Consider the following 19,838-nt stretch of genomic DNA (forward strand, 5'->3'; position numbering starts at 1 on the left):
GGGCGGAGCCTCGTAGGTCCCGTCTGTCCGGAGGCTACCGCTGAATGGCCGCTCTGCGGCCGACCGATGAACACCGGGTGCTCCGGGTCCTCTCGGACGACCCCGCACGGCGGCGTACGCTCAGGTCCCGTGACGACTGCTGCCACCGGCCCCGAGTTCCACTACTCCGACCTCCTCCCCACCGCCGGGTCCAACGGCGCGGACGAGACGCCCTACCGGCTGATCAGCACCGAGGGCGTGTCCACGGTGGAGGTCGAGGGACGTACGTTCCTGAAGGTCGAGCCCGAGGCGATCCGGCGGCTCACCGACGAGGCGATGCACGACATCAGCCACTACCTCCGGCCCGGACACCTCGCCCAGCTGCGCAAGATCATCGACGACCCCGAGGCGTCGGGCAACGACCGCTTCGTCGCCCTCGACCTGCTCAAGAACGTCAACATCTCCGCCGGCGGCGTGCTGCCGATGTGCCAGGACACCGGCACCGCGATCGTGATGGGCAAGAAGTCCGAGGGCGTGCTCACCGGCGCCGACGACGGCGAGGCGATCAGCCGCGGCGTGTACGACGCCTACACGCGGCTCAACCTGCGCTACTCCCAGCTCGCACCCCTGACCACCTTCGAGGAGAAGAACACCGGCACCAACCTGCCGGCGCAGATCGAGCTGTACTCCACGCCGGCCAAGGACGTCCCGGAGTACAAGTTCCTCTTCATGGCCAAGGGCGGCGGCTCGGCCAACAAGTCGTTCCTCTTCCAGGAGACCAAGGCCGTCCTCAACCCGACGCGGCTCATGGAGTTCCTCGACGAGAAGATCCGTTCGCTCGGCACGGCCGCGTGCCCGCCCTACCACCTCGCCGTCGTCATCGGCGGCACGAGCGCGGAGTTCGCGCTGAAGACCGCCAAGTACGCCTCTGCGCACTACCTCGACGACCTGCCGACCGAGGGCTCGATGAGCGCCCACGGCATCCGCGACGTCGAGCTGGAGGAGAAGGTCTTCGAGCTCACCCAGTCGTTCGGGATCGGCGCGCAGTTCGGCGGCAAGTACTTCTGCCACGACGTCCGCGTCGTACGGCTCCCCCGCCACGGCGCGTCGTGCCCCGTCGCGATCGCCGTCTCCTGCTCGGCGGACCGCCAGGCGCTCGGCAAGATCACGCCCGAGGGGATCTTCCTCGAGCAGCTCGAGACCGACCCCGCGCAGTACATGCCCGACGCCGGCGTCTCTGACGAGATCGCCGGCGGTGAAGTCGTGCAGATCGACCTCAACCAGCCGATGGCCGACATCCTCGCCGAGCTCTCGAGGCACCCCGTGAAGACACGGCTCTCGCTGACCGGGCCGCTGGTCGTGGCGCGCGACATCGCGCACGCCAAGATCAAGGAGCGGCTCGACGCCGGCGAGGAGATGCCCGCCTACCTCAAGGACCACCCGGTCTACTACGCCGGACCGGCCAAGACCCCCACCGGGATGGCCTCCGGCTCGTTCGGGCCGACGACCGCCGGCCGGATGGACTCGTACGTCGAGCAGTTCCAGGCCGCCGGCGGCTCGATGGTCATGCTCGCCAAGGGCAACCGGTCCAAGCAGGTCACCGAGGCGTGCGGCACCCACGGGGGCTTCTACCTCGGCTCGATCGGGGGCCCCGCCGCGCGCCTCGCGCAGGACTGCATCCGCTCCGTCGAGGTCGTCGAGTACGAGGAGCTCGGCATGGAGGCGGTCTGGAAGATCGAGGTCGAGGACTTCCCCGCCTTCATCGTCGTGGACGACAAGGGCAACGACTTCTTCACCGATCCCTCGGGTGCCGTCACGGTGCCGCTGAGCTCGCTCCTGGGGGTAGGGATCCGGGTCCGCTCGGCGGAGTAGGTCTCACGGAGATCCGCCCCCGGACGTCATACGGACGGGGCAAACGGCTGCGCCGTCCGTATGACGTCACGCGGCTGGTCGCGAGCCGGTCGCCATCCCCCGATCGTCAGCGCCTCCTCGACCTGCCGGAAGAAGGCGTCCGGCTCGAGCCGGAGCCCGAGCAGTGGCATCCGCAGGACCCGGTCCCCGTCGATGACGAGGGAGTTCTGTCGCAGGGCGTCCCCCACGACGTTGGTCGCCCACGTGTGGTGGATCCCGTCGATCTCCAGCACGAGCGCGTACTCCTCCCAGTAGAGGTCGAGGTAGTAGCGCCCGTCCCTGCCCTTGCGGACGACCTGGCGTGTGGGGACGGGCAGGTGGCGACGTCGCAGCTCGCGCACGACGTCGAGCTCGCCGAGCGAGCGCGCGCCGTCCAGCAGGTCGAGGATGGTCTCGTGGACGAGTCGCCGCCGTCGGTCCCGTCTGATGCGCAGGGCCTGCGTGCCCAGCAGCTCGGCAGTGGTGAGGCCCTGTTGCACCACGAGCGTCAGCACGTGGACCGCCTGCCGGTCCGAGTCGGCCCACAGCGCCGCGCGTACGCCGGCGACGTCGGGCCGGGTGCGCGGGATGCCCGAGGGCGCCAGGTCGGCTGCCTCCCACCGGCGTGTCTGGCGGATGTCGTAGAGACGGGACCGGCGGACGCGAGCGCCGCGTGGCACCGAGACCCGGTGCCGTCGGACGTCGTAGCGCTCGAGCCCGCCCGCGACCAGCGCGGACTCTCGGTCGAGGCAGGCGCGCGGGCCGCCCTGGAGCACTGCCGCCCACTGGTGGCCGACGTCGGAGATGTCGGAGTTGTGCAGGCACACCGACTGATCTCCCACGAGCTGCCACCTGTGGGCCCGCACCTGGCCCCTGATCTCGTGACGAGTGATGCCCAGGCCGTAGAGCTGTGGCCGCGACAGGACACCGCCCTGCCTGCGAGCCAGGGCTCGCGCACGGACCAGCCTCGAGTCTTCGTGTGACGTCTGCTTCGGCATCCTCCGAGGCTGGGAGACGGAGCAGCGCGACGGGTCCGGGACGGGCCCCGCCTGTGGAGAACGGCCTCCTGGACCGGCCTGTGGACGCCGGCTGGCCTCACCGGTCCTTCTGGGACGTCATACGGAGGGCGCATCCATTGCCCCCTTCCGTATGACGTCCGGGGCTGTGACTAGACGAAGGTCGAGAGCACCTCGGGCCAGTGGGCCACGAGGGTGGCGAGGTGGCTGGTCCCCGGCCGCACGACGACCTCGACGTCCGCGAAGCCGGCCAGCAGGTCCGCGGCAGCACCCACCCCCGACCGGTCGTCGTCCTCCCCGAACCACGCTCGCACCGGGCACCGGACCTCCGCAGGGCCGTGCTCCCACGCTCGCACCAGCAGCGCCGCGTCGCGCAGGTAGCCGCTCGGGTCGGCCAGCGCCTCCCGCACCGAGGCAGCGACGGCCGCGGGTCCGGCGTACGCCACCAGTGCCGCATCCGACGGGGGGAGCATGGTGAGCCACCGGGCGGCGAGCGCCTCGTCGTCGGGGTCGTCGGGACCCACCGAGGCCCGCCACGCGAGGAACTCCGGCGCGAGCTCACCCATCAGCGCCGTCACCGACTCCGTCCGTCGTCCCGGAGGCTGCGTCGCGACCAGGCCGAGGGCGACCACCCGGTCCGGGTGCCGGGCAGCGCACGCGATCGCGTAGCCGCCGCCCACCGACATCCCGAGCACCGCGAACCGCTCGTGCCCCAGCTCGCCGGCCACGAGGGCGAGGTCGTCGGCGACGCTGGCGTGGGTCGAGGCGTGGGGCGTCGAGGCGCCGTAGCCCGGGCGGCTCACGCACAGCAGGCGTACGCCGACCGCGCGGGCGGCAGCGTCGCCACCCATCGCGACGTGGCGCGTGTCGGGACATCCGTGCAGCACCGCGACGAGCGGGCCGTCCGGGTCGCCGCCGAGCCAGCCGTGGAGCACCCTGCCGTCCGACGCCCGCCACCGCATGCCCCGAACCTAGCGGGCAGGATGATGCCCGTGGAGAGCATCGAGATCGCCCGGGCCGAGACCGATCGCGGCGACGTGGTGCTGCGCCGTCGCAGGTCCGCGACGGCCGCCGACGTGGTCGAGCTGAGGGTCAACGGCGTCTTCGTGATGGACACCGCCGAGACCACGAGCGAGATCGAGCTCGCGGCCCGGGCGCTCGACCTCGTGGACACGCCGACCGCGGTCCTGATCGGCGGGCTCGGGCTCGGCTTCACCCTGCAGCGGGTGCTGGCCGACGCGCGCGTCGAGCAAGCGGTGGTCGTCGAGATCGAGGAACCGCTGATCGAGTGGATGCGCAACGGCACCGTGCCGCACGGCCCCGGCATCCTGGCCGACGCTCGGGCCTCGGTCGTCAACGCCGACATCGCGATGGCCATCGCAGAGGCGCGGTCGTCGTACGACCTGGTGCTGCTCGACGTCGACAACGGCCCGGGCTACCTCGTGCACGAGGACAACGAGGCGGTGTACGAGGAGGAGTTCCTGCTCCGGTGCCGCGACCTGCTGAGCCCCGGCGGCGTCCTCGTCGTGTGGTCGGCCCACCCTGCGCCGGAGCTGCTCGCCGCAATGCGCGGGGTCTTCGGCACTGCGGAGGAGCAGGCGCACGACGTGCTGCTGCAGGAGCGCCCGGAGCAGTACTACCTCTACCTCGCGCGCCGCTGAGCCGGCCCTCGGAGACGGGCTAGCGCAGGAACGCCTCCAGCACCGGGCCGGCGGTCTGGGAGCCCGAGACCCCGGTCCCGACGAAGACCGCGACCGCCAGGTCGTCCCGGGTGGCGATCATCCAGGCGTGGGTGGGCAGGGCGCCGGACGCGTCGGGTTCGCCGTACTCCGCGGTCCCGGTCTTGGCCCCGACCTGACCCGGCACGTCGAGCAGGAAACGCCCGCTCCCAGTGGTCACCACGCCACGCATCAGGCTGCGCAGCGTGCCCGCCTCACCGTCGGTCAGTGGTGCGTCGGGCGGCGTCTGCGTGACCTCGTGGTCCGGCAGGAGGACCGGCAGCACCGTGCGACCGGCCCGCACCGACGCCGCGACGGTCGCCATCGCGAAGGGGCTGGCGAGCACCGTGCCCTGCCCGATCATGTCGGCGGCAGCGCCCGTCTCGGTCTCCGGAGGCGGCACCTGGCCGAAGTAGACCGGGAACCCGAGGTCGTGGTCGACGCCGAGGCCCAGCGCCTGCGCGGCGGCGGTGAGCTCGCCGGGGGCCAGCCGGTCGGCGTTGCCGATGAGGGCGGTGTTGCAGGACTGGGCGACCACCTGGGCGAGCGTGATGTCACCGATCGACGACGAGGGGTAGTCGTCGTAGTTCTTGAAGGAACGTCCGTCCACGACGGTCGTCGCGGGGCAGGACAGGACGTCGTCGACACCGAGGCCGCTGCGCAGCAGCGCGAGCGCGGTGACGACCTTGAAGGTCGAGCCCGGGGCGTAGTTGCCGGTGGAGGCCAGGTCCGCCCCCGCCGCCCCGGCACCGTTGGCCGTGGCCAGCACGGCGCCGTCAGAGGGGCGGATCGCGACCAGCGCGCTGGCCGGCGCGTCCTCGCCGAGGGTGGCCAAGGCGTCCTCGGCGCGCTGCTGCAGCGCCGGGTCGAGGCTGGTCGCGAGGTCCGTGCCGTCGGTGGCCGCGACCTCGACGAGGGTGCGCAGCACGTCGTCGGCGCCGCGCGCGACCACTGCTGCGCCGGGGCTGCCGGTGAGCTGCTCGTCGTAGCGCGCCTGCAGGCCGGAGAGACCCACCTCGTCGCCCGGAGCGATGCGTCCGTCCGAGCCCTCGACGAGGTCCTCGGTCGCCGGGCCGACCCGACCCAGCAGCGCCGCCGCGAACTCCCGGGTCGGTGCGAGCGGGATGTTGTCGCGCACGGCGAGGGCACCGGGGACCTCGACGAAGGCAGGCAGGACGTCCAGGGCGTCGTCCTCGCGGAGCACGAGCGCCTCGACGAACGCCTCGGCCCCCATCGCCTCCGCGCGCTCGACGTACGACGCCACGTCGACGTCCAGGACGCGGGCGATGCGACGCGCACTGCGCGCCACCTGCGGGCCCTCCACCTTGGTCTTGTCCAGGCCGTAGCGGAGCACGGGTCGTTCGGTGACCAGCACCGCGCCGTCGGCGCCGGTGATGTCGCCGCGGACCGGTGACACCGTCCGCAGGCCGAGGGTGTCGTCGTCGGTGAGGTCCGGCACCAGCGCGTCCGGCGCCCAGTCGACCTGCCACCCGGCCTCGGTCGGCACCAGCGCGACCGTGGACTCGTACTCCCAGGTGCCGGAGTCCGTCAGCTGCCAGCTCCACGCGAGCGTCGCGGACGCAGCAACACCGGCAGCGTCGGGGTCCTCGGGCTCGTCCACAGCCACGGCCTGCACCGACACGGCCACGTCGGAGAGCGGCTCGACGAGCTCGTCGAACGCCGCTCGGTCGGCCTCGTCCGTCAGCGGTACGTCGCCGAGCGAGTGACCCGTGAGCGCGGCGGCCAGGGCGTCGGCGGTGTCGGAGGCGGGCGCCGCCTCCTCGCCACCGAGCACGGAGCAGGCGGACCCTGTCCCGACGAGCACGACGGCGATCCCGAGAGTGAGTGATCGCATGGACCGATCCTTCCCGCAGATCGCACCCCCACGGGGGAGAAACGCCGAGCACCCCTACCCCTGCGCGGCCGGCCCGTCCTAGGGTGCCCGGCAGGGTGGCGCATCGGGCGACACCCGCGTTCCGAGGGGGAACCACATGCACAAGATCGTGCTCTCAGCGCTGACCACCGTCGCGCTTCTCGTCCCGGTCTCGCTCACGGCTCCGGCGGCCACCGCCGCCCCGGCCGAGGCAGGCACCCGCATCACCGGCACCTGGAAGGGCGCGGTCTTCGGCGACAACGGAGCCGACGCCGGCTACCGCGCCAAGGTCCGCATCGTCAAGCGCGACGGGAAGCTGCGCGGCAGGATCGCGTACGGCGGCTGCTACGGCACCTGGCGGTTCAAGGGCCGCTCCGGTGGCACCTACCGCTTCACCGAGGTGATCACTCGCGACACCACCGGTGGCAACTGCGTGAAGCGGGTCGCGGTCAAGGTGAAGCGGGACGGCGCCAAGCTGCGCGTCGTGTGGCGTGAGCCCACGTCGGGCGACACCGCGACGATGCTCGCGCGCAAGGCCTGAGCACGCCCCGCCGGGTGGGGAGTAGCGTCGCGGGGGTGAGCGAGACACGCACCGAACACGACTCCATGGGCGACGTCGAGGTCCCCCGCGACGCTCTCTGGCGGGCGCAGACCCAGCGCGCGATCGACAACTTCCCGATCAGCGGCCTGACCCTGCAGCCCCGACACACCCAGGCGCTGGCGCACGTCAAGGCGGCCGCGGCGCAGGCCAACGCCGCCCTCGGCGTGATCACCCACCCGCAGGCGCAGGCGATCGTCGAGGCCGCCGACGCGATCGTCGGGGGCGAGCACGACGGAGACTTCCCGCTGGACGTCTTCCAGACCGGGTCGGGCACCAGCTCCAACATGAACGCCAACGAGGTGATCGCCACCCTCGCAGCCCGCGCAGGCGTCGACGTCCACCCCAACGACGACGTCAACGCCTCCCAGAGCAGCAACGACACCTTCCCGACCAGCATCCACGTCGCCGCGACCCTCGCCGTCGTCGACGACCTCGTCCCCGCGCTCGACCGCCTGGCGACGGCGTTCGAGGCCAAGGCCGAGGAGTTCGCCGACACCGTCAAGGCAGGGCGTACGCACCTGATGGACGCGACGCCGGTGACGCTCGGGCAGGAGATGGGGGCGTACGCCGCCACGCTGCGGCTCGGCGTCGAGCGGCTGACGTCGGTGCTCCCGCGCGTCCGTGAGCTGCCGCTGGGTGGCACCGCCGTCGGCACCGGCATCAACACTCCTGCGGCCTTCGCCGAGCGTGCGATCGCGGCGCTGTCCGAGCGGACCGGGCAAGCCTTCACCGAGGCACGCGACCACTTCGAGGCGCAGGGCACGCGCGACTCGCTCGTCGAGCTCTCCGGGGTGCTGCGCACGATCGCGGTGGGACTCACCAAGATCTGCAACGACCTCCGCTGGATGTCGTCCGGGCCGACCACGGGGCTCGCCGAGATCCACCTGCCTGACCTCCAGCCGGGATCGAGCATCATGCCCGGCAAGGTCAACCCGGTGCTGCCCGAGGCGACGCTGATGGTCTGCGCGCGGGTCGTCGGCAACGACGCGACCATCGCCTGGGCGGGGGCGTCCGGAAGCTTCGAGCTCAACGTGATGATGCCGGTCATGGCGCACGCGCTGCTCGAGTCGATCCACGTCCTGTCCACGTCCACCGTGCTGCTCGCCGACCGGTGCGTCCACGGGATCACCGCCGACGCGGACCGGATGCGCCGCTATGCGGAGTCGTCGCCGTCGGTCGTCACTCCTCTCAACTCCCGCATCGGCTACGAGGCGGCGGCCACGATCGCCAAGCAGGCACTGGCCGAGGGCACCACGATCCGCGAGACCGTCATCGCGATGGGCTACGTCGAGCGCGGCGAGCTCACCGAGGAGCAGCTCGACGCGGCCCTCGACGTCGACTCGATGACGGGCCGATGATGTCGCCGCCCGCGGACGGCCTCGACCCGACCCGCGAGGCCCTCAAGGCGATCGACCGCGCGATGACCGGCGACTCCGACGTCCTCGAGGTCGGTTGCGGCACGGGCGTCATGGCCGAGCGCATCAGTGCACTGTCGGGAGTCACCCTCGTGGTGATCGACCACTCCGACGCCTCCGTGGAGCTCGCGGAGGCGCGAGGCATCGATGCCAGGTGGGCCGACATCTGCTACCTCCCGTTCGAGGACGACACCTTCGACGTGGTCTACGCCGGGGCGATGCTCCACGAGGTGCGTGACATCGAACGTGCCGTGGCCGAGGTCCGTCGCGTGCTGCGACCCGGCGGCACCTTCGTGGCGGTCACCGACGTCGACGACGGCTCGGCCAACGAGGGCCGCGGCAAGGGTGCCCGGCGCGCGAACCCCCGGTTCTCGAGCGAGAACGGCGAGGGCAAGCTCGCGCGACGCTTCAGCGACGTACGCCGCCACGACCTCGAGTCGGGCGACTCGTCCGTCACGGTCTTCGAGGCGCGCTGACCCTGTACGCAGATACCCCCTAGGGGTATATTGGCGGCATGGACCACAGCACTCACGACGACGTCGGTCACCCGATGGGCAGCACCAACGCGATGGCGGTGTCGGCGACCCTCCACTGCCTGACCGGCTGCGCCATCGGCGAGGTGCTCGGCCTGATGGTCGGCACGGCCCTCGGCCTCGGCACGCTCGCCACGATCGCGCTCGCGGTCGCCCTGGCGTTCCTCTTCGGCTACGCCCTCTCGACGCTGCCGCTGCTCCGGGCCGGCCTGGGCCTCGGGACCGCGCTCGGCATCGTGCTGGCAGCAGACACCCTCTCGATCGCCACGATGGAGCTCGTGGACAACGCCGTGATGGCGCTGATCCCGGGAGCGATGGAGGCCGGTCTCGTCAACCCCGTCTTCTGGCTCTCGATGATGCTCGCCCTGACGGTGGCCTTCCTCGCGGCCTGGCCGGTGAATCGCCACCTGCTCGCGCGCGGCAAGGGACATGCCCTCACCCACGGCTTCCACGGCGCCGCACCGACCGGGGCGCGGCGCCTCATCCCCGACCTGTCCACCTCGACGCTCGTCGCGGCGATCGTCGCCTTCATGCTCGGCGGTCTCGTGGTCTCGATCGCATCGGACCTCGAGGTCGAGCCCACCCCCACCCACGCGGCGGGCCCGGCGCGTACGCCCTGACGCGAACGAGGCGCGACCCGACCGTCCCCCCCGCGGACGGGCGAGCCGCGCCCCTCCGACCCCCTGGTCGAATCGGGTGCGAGCCCGGTTCCCTGTGCACGGAGAGTGACGCCTCGCGCACCCGTCCACCGGCGAATCCGGGCCTGACTAGGCCGACCGGTTAGACCAGTGGTCCAGCTCTCGGCGGATCAGTACCAGCCGTTGCCGGACTTGAAGCTCCACGCGCTGCAGGGGGTGCCGTAGGTGCCCTGGATGTACTCCAGGCCCCACCTGATCTGGGACTCCGCCGACGTCATGTAGTCGGCCGGCAGGTCGTGCAGCTGCGTCAGCGCCTGCGGGATGCCGTAGGCCGAGGACGTCGGGTTGTCGGCGTCGACCCGCCACCCGGACTCGCTGGTGTAGAGCGAGTCGAGGCAGGAGAACTGGTCGGAGGAGAAGCCGTAGAGAGGGAGCAACGCGCGGGCGATGTCACGCGGGTCGCCCTCGGAGAGGGTCTGCGACTTCGTCACCGCCGCGCCGGCCGACATCGAGAGCGCGGTGGCCTTCGTCGGCGACGTACGCCGTGCGGAGCGCGACACGACGGAGCGCTGGGCGCGCTGCTCGCGGTCGGCGGCGCTCAGGGTCGCGGTGGGCGCGGTGCTGGGGGTCGCGCTGGGCGTCGTCGAGGTCGCGACCTCGGCCGCGGCGGGGGTCAGTGCCGGATCGCTGGTGAACATGCCGCCGGCGACGCTGACTCCGGTCGCAGCAGCAGCCAGTCCGGTCAGCGCGATGCCGGTGCGCAGGGCACGGCGCGGGGCACGCACGGCCTTGTGCTTGCCGGGGGCGCGGTGCGTGGGGACGTACTTGTCAGAGGAGGGCACAGGGGATGCTCACGGGTTGACGACGGGGGTCGATCGGCACGTACGGCGGTCGGGGCGCGGTGCTTCTCGGGGTGGCCCCAGGCCTGACCTTGGTTGAAAGGTCACGAATCGATCACGCCCACCATGCATGAGGCCCGCGGGGCGTGCAAACCGAACTCCACAATTGGCCGCACCCCTTGCGTCACACCGCTCCCACGGGACCCGCCAGCCCCATCCGTACGGCGGGTGCGGGGGTCTCCTGTGCGAAGTTCGGCACAGATGGGCCGTTGCAACGGCCGAACCGCGCGGGAGTCACCGCCTCAGCGGTGACTCCCGCAGCAACGGTCCTCAGAGCGTGATGTCCTCCAGCATCTCGGTCACCAGCGCCGCGATGGGCGAGCGCTCCGAGCGCGTGAGCGTCACGTGGGCGAAGAGCGGGTGGCCCTTGAGCTTCTCGACGACCGCGACGATGCCGTCGTGGCGACCGACGCGGAGGTTGTCACGCTGCGCGACGTCGTGGGTCAGCACGACCTTGGAGTTGGCACCGATGCGCGAGAGGACCGTCAGGAGCACGTTGCGCTCGAGCGACTGCGCCTCGTCGACGATGACGAAGGAGTCGTGCAGCGACCGACCGCGGATGTGGGTGAGCGGGAGCACCTCCAGCATGCCGCGATCCATCACCTCCTCGATGACGTCCTTGCCGGTGAGGGCGCCGAGCGTGTCGAAGACCGCCTGGGCCCAGGGCGACATCTTCTCGTTCTCCGAGCCGGGCAGGTAGCCCAGCTCCTGACCGCCGACGGCGAAGAGCGGGCGGAAGACGACCACCTTCTTGTGCTGGCGGCGCTCCATCACGGCCTCGAGCCCGGCGCAGAGCGCCATCGCCGACTTGCCGGTGCCGGCGCGGCCGCCGAGCGAGACGATCCCGACCTCGGGGTCGAGCAGCATCTCGAGCGCGATCCGCTGCTCCGCGGAGCGGCCGTGGATCCCGAAGGCGTCCCGGTCACCGCGGACCAGGTGCACCCGCTTGTCCGCACCCACCCGCGCCAGCGCCGTACCCCGGTCGGACAGCAGCACGAGGCCGTTGTGGCACGGCAGGTCGCGGGCGTCGGCGAGGTCGATCACGCCGTCCTCGTAGAGCTCGTCGAGGTCGGAGGCGGGCACCTCCAGCTCGGTCATCCCGGTGTATCCGGAGTCGCTGATCACCTCCGCGCGGTACTCCTGGGCGTCGAGGCCGACCGCGGACGCCTTGATGCGCAGCGGCAGGTCCTTGGACACGAGCGTGACGCGATGTCCCTCCTGGGAGAGGTTGTGCGCGACCGCCAGGATCCGGGTGTCGTTGTCGCCCAGCCGGAAGCCCGACGGGAGCGACTGCGGGTCGGTGTGGTTGAGCTCGACCCGGAGGGTGCCGCCCTCGGTGCCGATCGACACCGGCTCGTCGAGGCGTCCGTGCACGACCCGCAGGTCGTCGAGCGAACGCAGCGCCGCACGGGCGAAGTAGCCCAGCTCGGGGTGGTTGCGCTTGCCCTCCAGCTCGGTGATCACCACCACGGGGAGCACGACCTCGTGCTCGGCGAAGCGGAGGAGTGCGCCCGGATCGGCGAGCAGCACGCTGGTGTCCAGGACATAGGTCCTGCGATCAGTTCTGACGGAGCTGGGCGATGAGGTGTTGCTGGCCACGACTAACCCCTTGCTGGGGCCGGCGCGCGCACTCCTCGCCCGGCCCGATGTCATTCAACGGACCGGAGAGCTCCCATCTGAGTGCTCAAGGACTGCCTCCCGGTACAGCTGGCTTCCCCACCAGCCGATGTCGCGAAATTACGCCCGCACAACGCCGGATCCGGGGCGACACGCCCGAACGCGAGGTGACGAGCAGATGACGTCTGCCGCCGCCCACGGCCGGAGCCGGGACTAGCCGCCGAAGCGGCGCTCGCGCGCGGCGTATGCCCGGATCGCGCGCAGGAAGTCGACCCGGCGGAAGTCGGGCCACAGGGCTTCGCAGAAGTAGAACTCCGAGTTCGCCGACTGCCAGAGCAGGAAACCGCCGAGCCGCTGCTCCCCCGAGGTGCGGATCACCAGGTCAGGGTCGGGCTGGCCCTTGGTGTAGAGGTGCTCGGCGATGTGCTCGACGTCGATGAGGTCGGCGAGCTCCTCCAGCGACGTCCCACGCGCGGCGTGCTCGGAGAGGAGGGCGCGTACGGCGTCGGCGATCTCGCGACGCCCGCCGTAGCCGATCGCCACGTTGACGAGGATGCCGTCGATGTCGCGGGTCGCCTCCTCGGCCGCCTTGAGCCGCGCGGCGGTCTCGGGGGGCAGCAGGTCCAGGGCACCCACGGGGTGGATCCGCCAGCGGCCGGCCTCGGCGAGCGACTCGACCGCACCCTCGATGATCGTGAGGAGCGGGGTCAGCTGGTCGGCCGGCCGGTTGGTGAGGTTGTCGCTCGAGAGCAGCCACAGCGTGACCACCTCGACCCCGACCTCCTCGCACCAGCCGAGGAGCGGGCGGATGTTGTCGGCGCCGGCCTGGTAGCCCTCGGCGGTGTTGAGCCCGACCGCCTTCGCCCAGCGCCGGTTGCCGTCGAGCATCACGCCGACGTGCTTCGGGATCTGGTCGGACGGCAGGAACTTCACGACGCGGGACTCGTACGCCGGGTAGAGCACCCGTCGCACCGCGTCCTTCAGCCTCACCACCTGCCGATGGTAACCGCCGCGAGACCCAACCCCCTGGGGTGGACGACTGCGCGTCTGACCTTGGTACCGCTACTTTGGAAGCATGGAGACCCGCTCATGACGCCGCGCGACCGGGTCGAGAATGCCGTCGAGCACGCCGTCGAGCGCGCCGAGCACGCGGTGGAGCGCGCCAGCGAGCTGATGTCCGACAAGCTGGCCGAGGTCAAGCCGCACCTGCGCGGCTGGTTGCACGCCGCCACCGCACCCATCGCGCTCGTCGCCGGCATCGTGCTGGTCGCCCTGTCGCCCACGGAGCTGACCCGCATCGGTTCGGCCGCGTTCGCCTTCTCCGCGCTCCTGGTCTTCACCGTCTCCGCGATCTACCACCGCGGCACGTGGTCGCCGCGCACGTGGGCGTTCCTGCGCCGCTTCGACCACGCCAACATCTTCGTGCTCATCGCCGGCACCTACACGCCCTACGCCCTGCTCTTCCTCGAGGGCACGGCTCGTACGACGCTGCTGCTGGTCGTCTGGGGCGCCGCCATCGCAGGCGTCATCTTCCGGGTCTTCTGGACCGACGCGCCGCGCTGGCTCTACACCCCGATGTACCTCGCCCTCGGCTGGGCGGCGATCTTCTTCATCCCCGCGTTCGTCGCGGGTGCCGACCGGTTCAGCAGCGGCATCGCGATCGCCACGCTGGTCCTGGTGGCAGCGGGCGGCCTGCTCTACACCGTCGGCGGGGTCATCTACGGCCTCAAGCGGCCCAACCCGTCGCCGCGCTGGTTCGGCTTCCACGAGGTGTTCCACTCCCTCACGGTGCTGGCGTTCGCCGCGCACTACGTCGGCGTCTCGCTGGCGACGTACTCGCTGCGTTGACTGCGCTCGCTCGTCGGTCCAGGCACCGTCGGGCGGCGAGCGCGTCGGTGGGGGCCGGCGGTGAGCCTCCTCACGTCCGGCAACCATCGCGTGCCCCCGCTCGTCGTACTGGGGAACCCCGTCCCCCACCCCGATCGCGTGATGTCTGACAACGACCCCCAGCCCGACCGTCCGCCCCTTCTCGACCTCAGCCTCCCGCAGCTGGTCGCCGGCGCCACCGCCGCGGCGACGTCCGCGATCCTGATCAGCCGGATGGGGCTGCTCGGCACCGTCCTCGGCGCAGCCGCGGCGAGCATCGTGTCGGCGATCGTGACCGCCGGGCTCGTGAGCGGCTGGCACCGGGTCCGCACGGTGCCCCGCAGGTTCCCGCGCAACGTCCACGGCATGGTGGTGACCGCCGCCGCGCTCGGCCTGGTCGTGGTCGCCTTCCGGACAGGGGTGGAACTGGTGGGCGCGGAGCTGCCGGCGGACGCCTTCGCGGCCCGCTGGCTCGCGCAGATCGGCGTCAGCGGAGGCTGATCAGGCCGAAGGTGACCAGGGCCGCACCCACGACGAGGGCGGCCAGGCCCCAGGCGGCGAGGGGCCAGCGCCGCGCGAGGCGCTCGAGCGCCAGGTAGGTGGCGCCGATGGCCGCCAGACCGACCGTCACGTGCAGGAGCACCGCGAGCATCACCCCGGCGATCGCGCCGGCCGTCCGCAGCCGACCCCAGAGCAGGCTCAGCGCGAGGGGGAGCACGATGGCCCCCGACAGTCCGCCGGCCAGCTCGGCCCAGAAGGAACGGTCTCCCATCCACGGGACGTCGAGGGCGCCCGGCCACGAGCGGTCGAGCAGGTCCCCGGTGGAGCTGTAGCCGAGGTAGAGGATCGTCGCGATCGTGACGCCCGCCGCGATCCGGTAGGACCAGTGCCGTGCCCGAGTCCACGGCACCTCGCGGCCCACGAAGATCGTCGCGACCGTGACCGCGGTCCACACGATCCAGCGCCGGATCACGCCGGTCCCCGTGTCGGCCATCGCGTCGCGGAAGATCCGGTCGGCGCTCACCCGGTCGACCTCGTGCCCGTCGGTGGAGACGTACGACGTCGGGTCGGCGCGGCCCGCCACCAGTGCGTCGTGCAGCAGGGCGGCGGGCAGGTGGGCTCCGGTCTTCGGCACCAGCCACGTGAAGAGCGCCGGCACCGACGTGAGGTCGGTGCGGAAGCCGGGGTCGGCCGGCACCAGCAGCTCGCCGAGGTGGCGGTCACGGTAGGCCAGGCGACGCTCGAGGGAGAAGGTCTCGACGCCCTCCTCAGCGTGCCGCTCGAGCACGATGCGCATGTCGGCGCCGGGGTCCGGCGGGTCACCCGGGACGCCCTCGCGAGGAAGCGTCCCGCCGTCGTAGAACCGGCGTGGCTGCTGCACCACCTGACCGCTTCGCTCCCGAGTCCGCATGCCTCCAGTGTGGCGCCGTGGACCGTACGCTGGCGACCACCATGCGGATCCTGTGCACGTTCGTCGGCGGACTCGGACACCTCGCTCCCCTGCTGCCGCTGGCACGGGCGGCACGGGCCGCCGGCCACGAGGTGGCGATCGCCGGATCGGGCGGCCTGGTCCCGCGGATCGAGGAGGCGGGCTTCCGCGCCTACGGGACGAGCCCCCAGCCGCACCACGCGGGGGTTCCCGCGTCCCGGGACCTGACGCCGCTCGAGGTCACGGACGCCCGCGCGGCTGAGGTCGAGTTCGCCGCGAACTTCGCGGACCGGGGCGCCCGCCGGATGGCCGCCGCGGTGCCGGCCGTCATCGAGGACTTCCGACCCGACCTCGTGCTGCGCGACGAGACCGACCTCGGGTCGACGATCGCCGCCGAGCTGCGCGACGTCCCGGTCGCCACCCACCTCGTGCTGGCGTCGGGCCTGCTGGTCCGACCCGAGCTGGTCGGCCCGGTGCTGGACGTCGTGCGCGCCGAGCACGGGCTGGACCCGGACCCCACCCTGGCCCGCCTGACCTCGGGGCTGGTGCTGTCCGACTTCCCGGCGTCCTTCCGCAGCCCGGACTCGCCGCTCCCCGTGCGGCCGACGCACTACCGGTCTGGGCCCGCGCCCGAGCGGACCGGGCGAGCAGCCGGACGTCCGGGTGTCTACGTCACCCTCGGCACCATCTTCAACAAGACGTCGGGCGACCTCTTCGAGCGGCTCCTCGCCGGCCTCGCCGACGTGGAAGCCGACGTGGTGGTCACCCTCGGTCGCGAGCTCGACCCGGCTGACGTCGGCCCCCAGCCCCGGCACGTACGGGTCGAGCGTTTCGTGCCCCAGGCCGAGGTGCTGCCCGAGGTCGACCTCGTCGTCTCGCACGGCGGCTCCGGCAGCCTCATGGCGGCGCTCGCCCACGGACTCCCGTCGGTGCTCGTGCCCCTGGGCGCGGACCAGCCCCACAACGCGCTGCGGGCCGGGGAGCTCGGCGTCGCCACCGCGCTGTGCGCCGCCACCGCGACGGCGGACGACGTCGCCGACGGCGTACGGACCGCGCTGGCCGACGCGGCCATGGCCGCACGCTGCCGGGTGGTCGCCGACGAGATGCGGGGCCAACCGGGCCTCGACTCCGCGGTGTCGGCGTTGGAGGGCGCGGTGTAGTCAGGCCTCCAGCAGGTCGTTGCGGAACACCCCGTCCGGGTCGAGGCGGGAGCCCAGCTCGCGGAACGCAGCGAGGTCGTAGGCACCCTCCGGGGCACGCAGCGCCGGGGTGGCGGTGATCTTGCCCCAGTGCGCACGCGGCGCCCAGGGCGCGAGCGCGTCCTCCACCGCGCGCAACGCCGGCATCACCAGCGCAGGGTCGGGCCGCCACGTGAAGTGCGCGACGACGGAGTCGCGGCCGCGGACAGGGCTGAGCCAGAGGTCGTCCGCGGCGACCGAGCGGATCTCGTGGACGAGCAGCGCCGGAGCGACCGCGTCGCGGATGCCGATCATCGTCGGCACCAGGTCGGGCGCCGCGGCTCGGGGCAGGAACAGCTCGCTCTGCAGCTCCTCCCCGACGCTCGGCAGGTGCGAGGCCCGGAAGTGCGGAAGCCGCTCGTGCCACGGCCCCGGGACGCCCTGCTGCGGTGACGCGGCTGCCGGGTCGACGCCCGGCACCGGGTGCAGTTCGCGGTCGGCCGACGCCCGCGAGGCCAGGCACGGCGCGAGGGCCCCCGGCCGGTCGAGCCGCTCCTTGACCCACACCGACGAGACCCGGTCGGGGTCCGCGAGGTTCGTGAACACGCTGACACCGGTGCCGCTGGCCAGCACCTCCGGCAGCTGCTCGGCCACCTCGTCGGCCGGGAGGTCCGCCCACACCCGCTGACGGACCTCGTACGTCGGCTCGGTGCGCAGCCAGAGCCTCGTCACCACACCCAGCGCGCCGAGCGAGACGACCGCGCCACCGAAGTCCGGGTGCCCGGAGTCGATGCGCACGAGGTCGCCGGAGGCGGTGACGATCTCGATCGCGACGACCGCCGTCGCCAGGGACCCGAGGTGGTCGCCGGAGCCGTGGGTGCCGGTCGCGCACGCCCCGGCCACGCTGATGTGGGGCAGCGAGCCGAGGTTGTGCAACGCACGCCCCCGGGCCTGCAGCACGGGAGCCACCTCGGCGTACGTCATCGCACCCGGCACGACAGCGACCGGACCCTCCGGACCGTCCTCGAGCTCCACCGACAGACCGAGGTCACGGGTGCTGACGTGCACCCCGTCGGTGTCGGCGACCCGGGAGAAGGAGTGCCGCGAGCCGAGGGCCCGGACACGGTGGCCGGCGGCAGCGGCGGTCGCGACGACCTCCCTCAGCTCGGCGACGCTGCCCGGGCGCACGAGCTCACGTGCGCCGTAGGTGAGGTTGCCGGCCCAGTTGGTCCGGCGGCTGTGGTCGGGCGTGCTCACGGGTGCTCCTCGGCGAGGGGAAGGGGCGGCCAGCGTCCCACGGATCGGTGGGCCCGGCAGCGCGTCTAGGGTGCCGCCATGACCACCGCCCGCACCGTTCCCGTCACCACCGAGATGGACGGTGACGAGCTCGACGCCCTGGACGCGTGGCACCTCGCCCGACGCCACGGGTTGAGGAAGGTGGTGGTCGAGTCGTTCGTGCGCTTCCGCTACGGCGACGGCTTCACCAACTCCCGCGCGCTCGCGCTCCAGGCCTGCCTCGCGGTGGTGCCGTTCCTGCTCGCGCTCACTGGGCTCGCCTCCGACCTCGACGAGGAGCGTCCCGCAGCGGTGGTCGCCCACGTCGTCGACTCGCTCTCCCCCGGCAACGGGTCGAGCGACGCGCTCGCCTCGGCGGTCGAGAAGTCCGACGAGTCCGAGAAGGCCGGCGAGGTCGCGCTCGTGCTCGGCCTGGGGTTCGCCCTCCTCTCGATGACGACCGCGATGGCCCAGGTCGAGCGCGGCGCCAACCGCATCTACGGCATCCGGCGCGACCGCAAGGCCCTCGCGAAGTACGGCCGCGCCGCCGTCCTGACAGCGATCCTCGCGGCACCGGTGGGCATCGGCTTCCTGATGATCGTCGGCGGCGGCGCCTTCGGGGAGGCGATGGCCGACAACTACGGCTGGTCGGACGACGCCGTGCAGTGGTGGAACGTGCTGCGCTGGCCGATCGGCCTCGGCCTGCTCGTCCTGACGATCGCCGTCCTGCTCGACCACGTGCCCCGTCGTCGGCAGCCGGCGCTGTCCTGGCTCGCCCTCGGGGCCGGCATCGCCGTCCTGCTGAGTGCCGCGGCCACCGTCGGGCTGGCCCTCTACGTCTCGCTCAGCGCGTCGTTCGGCAGCGTCTACGGGCCGCTCGCCGGCATCTTCGCGCTGCTGCTGTGGGCGCTGCTGTCCTCGATCTCCCTGTTCTACGGCACGGCGGTCTGCGCCCAGCTCGAGGCGCTCCGCGCCGGGGACGACCACCCCGCCCTCGACGATCCCGGCCGACCGCACGCGCGGACCGTCGGGGAGGGCACGGGCGACTGAGGCCGTCGTACGCTGCCCCCATGGACGCCGACGCGTGGGACCAGCGGTACGCCGCCAGCGAGCTCGTGTGGTCGCGCGAGCCCAACCAGTTCGTGGCCACCGAGCTCGCCGACCTCGCGCCCGGCACCGCGGTCGACCTCGCTGCGGGTGAAGGTCGCAACGCGATCTGGCTCGCCTCCCGCGGCTGGTCGGCCCACGCCGTCGACTTCTCCCAGGTGGCGCTCGACAAGGGCGCCCGGCTGGCCGACGGCCTCGACGTCACCTGGGTCTGTGCGGACGCCACCAGCTGGCAGCCGGCGCAGCCGGTCGACCTGGTGGTGATGGCCTACTTCCAGGTGCCGGCCGCCGACCGACGACGTGCGGTGCGCAGCGCCGCGACCATGCTCCGACCGGGCGGGACGCTGCTGCTCGTCGCCCACGACTCGACCAACCCCACCGAGGGCACCGGTGGACCGCAGGACCCTGCCGTGCTGATGACCGCCGAGGACGTGCTGGCCGACCTCGAGGGGATCGCGGTCGACGTGCTGCGCGCCGAGCGGGTCGCGCGCGAGGTCAGCCCGACCGACCCGCACGGCGGGGCGGAGACGCGTACGGCCTGGGACTGCCTGGTGCGGGTGGTGCGCGCCTAGCGCTCGTCGGCGTCGGCGTCGGTCGTCACGGACCGGTCGACCGGCTCGTCGCCGTAGACGCCCGCGTCCTTGGCCGCCTGGGCCTTGCGCAGCTGCTTGACCAGGCTGAAGCCGATGATGACCACCGCGATGATCATGAAGATCCACAGCGCGAAGCCCAGTGGCCCGGCCTTGACCTCAGTGGGCTTCGGCGTCGGGTCGTCGATCAGGATGAGCAGCAGGTCGAGCATGC

The 19,838-nt window shown here is 72.3% G+C and carries 20 protein-coding genes; 11 read left to right on the forward strand and 9 right to left on the reverse strand.

What is annotated here, in order from left to right; all coding sequences use genetic code 11:
• The first annotated feature begins 129 nt into the window (after positions 1-129).
• Positions 130-1,851, forward strand: a complete 1,722-nt coding sequence (locus BM127_RS01595) for a fumarate hydratase (protein ID WP_231263129.1) — start codon at positions 130-132, stop codon at positions 1,849-1,851.
• A 26-nt stretch (positions 1,852-1,877) separates the two neighbouring features.
• Here the strand turns inward: BM127_RS01595 and BM127_RS01600 are convergent, their stop codons facing one another.
• Both BM127_RS01600 and BM127_RS01605 read right to left on the reverse strand, forming a co-directional pair.
• Positions 1,878-2,711 (reverse strand): hypothetical protein, encoded by an 834-nt coding sequence (locus BM127_RS01600; protein WP_139227552.1) that lies wholly within the window; start codon positions 2,709-2,711, stop codon positions 1,878-1,880.
• A gap of 326 nt (positions 2,712-3,037) precedes the next feature.
• The gene (locus BM127_RS01605) at positions 3,038-3,847 is read right to left on the reverse strand and encodes an alpha/beta fold hydrolase (protein WP_091193429.1); all 810 of its coding nucleotides are present in this window, start codon (positions 3,845-3,847) and stop codon (positions 3,038-3,040) included.
• A gap of 30 nt (positions 3,848-3,877) precedes the next feature.
• On the opposite strand from BM127_RS01605, the gene BM127_RS01610 reads away from it, so the two are divergent.
• A complete protein-coding gene (locus BM127_RS01610; RefSeq protein ID WP_231263128.1) occupies positions 3,878-4,546 on the forward strand; it encodes a spermidine synthase in 669 nt (222 codons plus the stop codon).
• A gap of 19 nt (positions 4,547-4,565) precedes the next feature.
• On the opposite strand, the gene BM127_RS01615 is transcribed toward BM127_RS01610, so the two are convergent.
• On the reverse strand, positions 4,566-6,458 hold the full coding sequence (locus tag BM127_RS01615; protein ID WP_091193433.1) for a penicillin-binding transpeptidase domain-containing protein: 1,893 nt from the start codon (positions 6,456-6,458) through the stop codon (positions 4,566-4,568).
• 136 nt (positions 6,459-6,594) lie between these two features.
• On the opposite strand from BM127_RS01615, the gene BM127_RS01620 reads away from it, so the two are divergent.
• Genes BM127_RS01620 through BM127_RS01635 form a run of 4 tightly spaced genes read left to right on the forward strand, consistent with a single transcriptional unit; the run spans position 6,595 to position 9,645 of the window.
• Positions 6,595-7,017, forward strand: a complete 423-nt coding sequence (locus tag BM127_RS01620) for a hypothetical protein (protein WP_091193436.1) — start codon at positions 6,595-6,597, stop codon at positions 7,015-7,017.
• A gap of 35 nt (positions 7,018-7,052) precedes the next feature.
• On the forward strand, positions 7,053-8,435 hold the full coding sequence (locus BM127_RS01625; protein WP_269800912.1) for a class II fumarate hydratase: 1,383 nt from the start codon (positions 7,053-7,055) through the stop codon (positions 8,433-8,435).
• A complete protein-coding gene (locus tag BM127_RS01630) occupies positions 8,435-8,968 on the forward strand; it encodes a class I SAM-dependent methyltransferase (protein ID WP_175507301.1) in 534 nt (177 codons plus the stop codon). The genes BM127_RS01625 and BM127_RS01630 overlap by 1 nt, the downstream gene beginning before the upstream one ends.
• Before the next feature lie 38 nt (positions 8,969-9,006).
• Entirely contained in the window at positions 9,007-9,645 is a 639-nt protein-coding gene (locus tag BM127_RS01635; protein WP_231263127.1) for a DUF4396 domain-containing protein, read from the forward strand.
• A gap of 188 nt (positions 9,646-9,833) precedes the next feature.
• Here the strand turns inward: BM127_RS01635 and BM127_RS01640 are convergent, their stop codons facing one another.
• The 3 genes from BM127_RS01640 to BM127_RS01650 all read right to left on the reverse strand — a co-directional run bounded on the left by BM127_RS01640 (position 9,834) and on the right by BM127_RS01650 (position 13,172).
• A complete protein-coding gene (locus BM127_RS01640) occupies positions 9,834-10,505 on the reverse strand; it encodes an aggregation-promoting factor C-terminal-like domain-containing protein (RefSeq protein ID WP_091193442.1) in 672 nt (223 codons plus the stop codon).
• Positions 10,506-10,832: 327 nt separating this feature from the next.
• Positions 10,833-12,161: a PhoH family protein gene (locus BM127_RS01645; RefSeq protein ID WP_231263126.1), complete on the reverse strand. Its 1,329-nt coding sequence runs from the start codon at positions 12,159-12,161 to the stop codon at positions 10,833-10,835.
• A gap of 231 nt (positions 12,162-12,392) precedes the next feature.
• Positions 12,393-13,172: an isoprenyl transferase gene (locus BM127_RS01650; protein WP_091193447.1), complete on the reverse strand. Its 780-nt coding sequence runs from the start codon at positions 13,170-13,172 to the stop codon at positions 12,393-12,395.
• A 96-nt stretch (positions 13,173-13,268) separates the two neighbouring features.
• Between BM127_RS01650 and trhA the strand changes: the two genes are divergently transcribed.
• Together trhA and BM127_RS01660 are read left to right on the forward strand one after the other, a co-directional pair.
• Positions 13,269-14,027, forward strand: coding sequence for a PAQR family membrane homeostasis protein TrhA (gene trhA / locus BM127_RS01655; RefSeq protein ID WP_091193450.1), 759 nt, complete (start codon positions 13,269-13,271; stop codon positions 14,025-14,027).
• A 141-nt stretch (positions 14,028-14,168) separates the two neighbouring features.
• Positions 14,169-14,546, forward strand: coding sequence for a hypothetical protein (locus tag BM127_RS01660; RefSeq protein WP_139227554.1), 378 nt, complete (start codon positions 14,169-14,171; stop codon positions 14,544-14,546).
• On the opposite strand, the gene BM127_RS01665 is transcribed toward BM127_RS01660, so the two are convergent.
• Positions 14,533-15,456 carry a DUF1353 domain-containing protein gene (locus BM127_RS01665; protein ID WP_139227556.1) on the reverse strand — a complete coding sequence of 308 codons (924 nt, stop codon included), beginning with the start codon at positions 15,454-15,456 and terminating at the stop codon, positions 14,533-14,535. The two genes, BM127_RS01660 and BM127_RS01665, sit on opposite strands and share 14 nt — an antisense overlap.
• A 17-nt stretch (positions 15,457-15,473) precedes the next feature.
• Between BM127_RS01665 and BM127_RS01670 the strand changes: the two genes are divergently transcribed.
• Complete coding sequence (locus BM127_RS01670; RefSeq protein ID WP_091193454.1) at positions 15,474-16,634, forward strand: glycosyltransferase; 1,161 nt, start codon at positions 15,474-15,476, stop codon at positions 16,632-16,634.
• On the opposite strand, the gene BM127_RS01675 is transcribed toward BM127_RS01670, so the two are convergent.
• Complete coding sequence (locus tag BM127_RS01675; RefSeq protein WP_091193456.1) at positions 16,635-17,909, reverse strand: FAD-binding protein; 1,275 nt, start codon at positions 17,907-17,909, stop codon at positions 16,635-16,637. It abuts the gene before it with no gap.
• A gap of 78 nt (positions 17,910-17,987) precedes the next feature.
• Between BM127_RS01675 and BM127_RS01680 the strand changes: the two genes are divergently transcribed.
• Positions 17,988-18,977, forward strand: coding sequence for a YihY/virulence factor BrkB family protein (locus BM127_RS01680; protein ID WP_091193459.1), 990 nt, complete (start codon positions 17,988-17,990; stop codon positions 18,975-18,977).
• A 20-nt stretch (positions 18,978-18,997) separates the two neighbouring features.
• Positions 18,998-19,606 (forward strand): class I SAM-dependent methyltransferase, encoded by a 609-nt coding sequence (locus BM127_RS01685; protein WP_091193463.1) that lies wholly within the window; start codon positions 18,998-19,000, stop codon positions 19,604-19,606.
• Here BM127_RS01685 and BM127_RS01690 read toward each other — a convergent pair.
• On the reverse strand, positions 19,603-19,836 hold the full coding sequence (locus BM127_RS01690) for a hypothetical protein (RefSeq protein WP_091193466.1): 234 nt from the start codon (positions 19,834-19,836) through the stop codon (positions 19,603-19,605). The genes BM127_RS01685 and BM127_RS01690 overlap by 4 nt on opposite strands.
• Between the last annotated feature and the right edge of the window lie 2 nt (positions 19,837-19,838).

Origin of the sequence: Nocardioides alpinus (assembly GCF_900112035.1) — a bacterium.
Classification (GTDB): domain Bacteria; phylum Actinomycetota; class Actinomycetes; order Propionibacteriales; family Nocardioidaceae; genus Nocardioides; species Nocardioides alpinus.

Excerpts from the sequence above, each read along its gene's own strand:
- BM127_RS01630 (WP_175507301.1), top strand. The coding sequence starts at position 8,435 with ATGTCGCCGCCCGCGGACGGCCTCGACCCGACCCGCGAGGCCCTCAAG.
- BM127_RS01635 (WP_231263127.1), top strand. The coding sequence starts at position 9,007 with ATGGACCACAGCACTCACGACGACGTCGGTCACCCGATGGGCAGCACC.
- BM127_RS01605 (WP_091193429.1), bottom strand. The coding sequence starts at position 3,847 with ATGCGGTGGCGGGCGTCGGACGGCAGGGTGCTCCACGGCTGGCTCGGC.
- BM127_RS01665 (WP_139227556.1), bottom strand. The coding sequence starts at position 15,456 with ATGCGGACTCGGGAGCGAAGCGGTCAGGTGGTGCAGCAGCCACGCCGG.
- trhA (WP_091193450.1), top strand. The coding sequence starts at position 13,269 with ATGACGCCGCGCGACCGGGTCGAGAATGCCGTCGAGCACGCCGTCGAG.
- BM127_RS01660 (WP_139227554.1), top strand. The coding sequence starts at position 14,169 with ATGTCTGACAACGACCCCCAGCCCGACCGTCCGCCCCTTCTCGACCTC.
- BM127_RS01620 (WP_091193436.1), top strand. The coding sequence starts at position 6,595 with ATGCACAAGATCGTGCTCTCAGCGCTGACCACCGTCGCGCTTCTCGTC.
- BM127_RS01685 (WP_091193463.1), top strand. The coding sequence starts at position 18,998 with ATGGACGCCGACGCGTGGGACCAGCGGTACGCCGCCAGCGAGCTCGTG.
- BM127_RS01615 (WP_091193433.1), bottom strand. The coding sequence starts at position 6,458 with ATGCGATCACTCACTCTCGGGATCGCCGTCGTGCTCGTCGGGACAGGG.
- BM127_RS01690 (WP_091193466.1), bottom strand. The coding sequence starts at position 19,836 with ATGCTCGACCTGCTGCTCATCCTGATCGACGACCCGACGCCGAAGCCC.
- BM127_RS01680 (WP_091193459.1), top strand. The coding sequence starts at position 17,988 with ATGACCACCGCCCGCACCGTTCCCGTCACCACCGAGATGGACGGTGAC.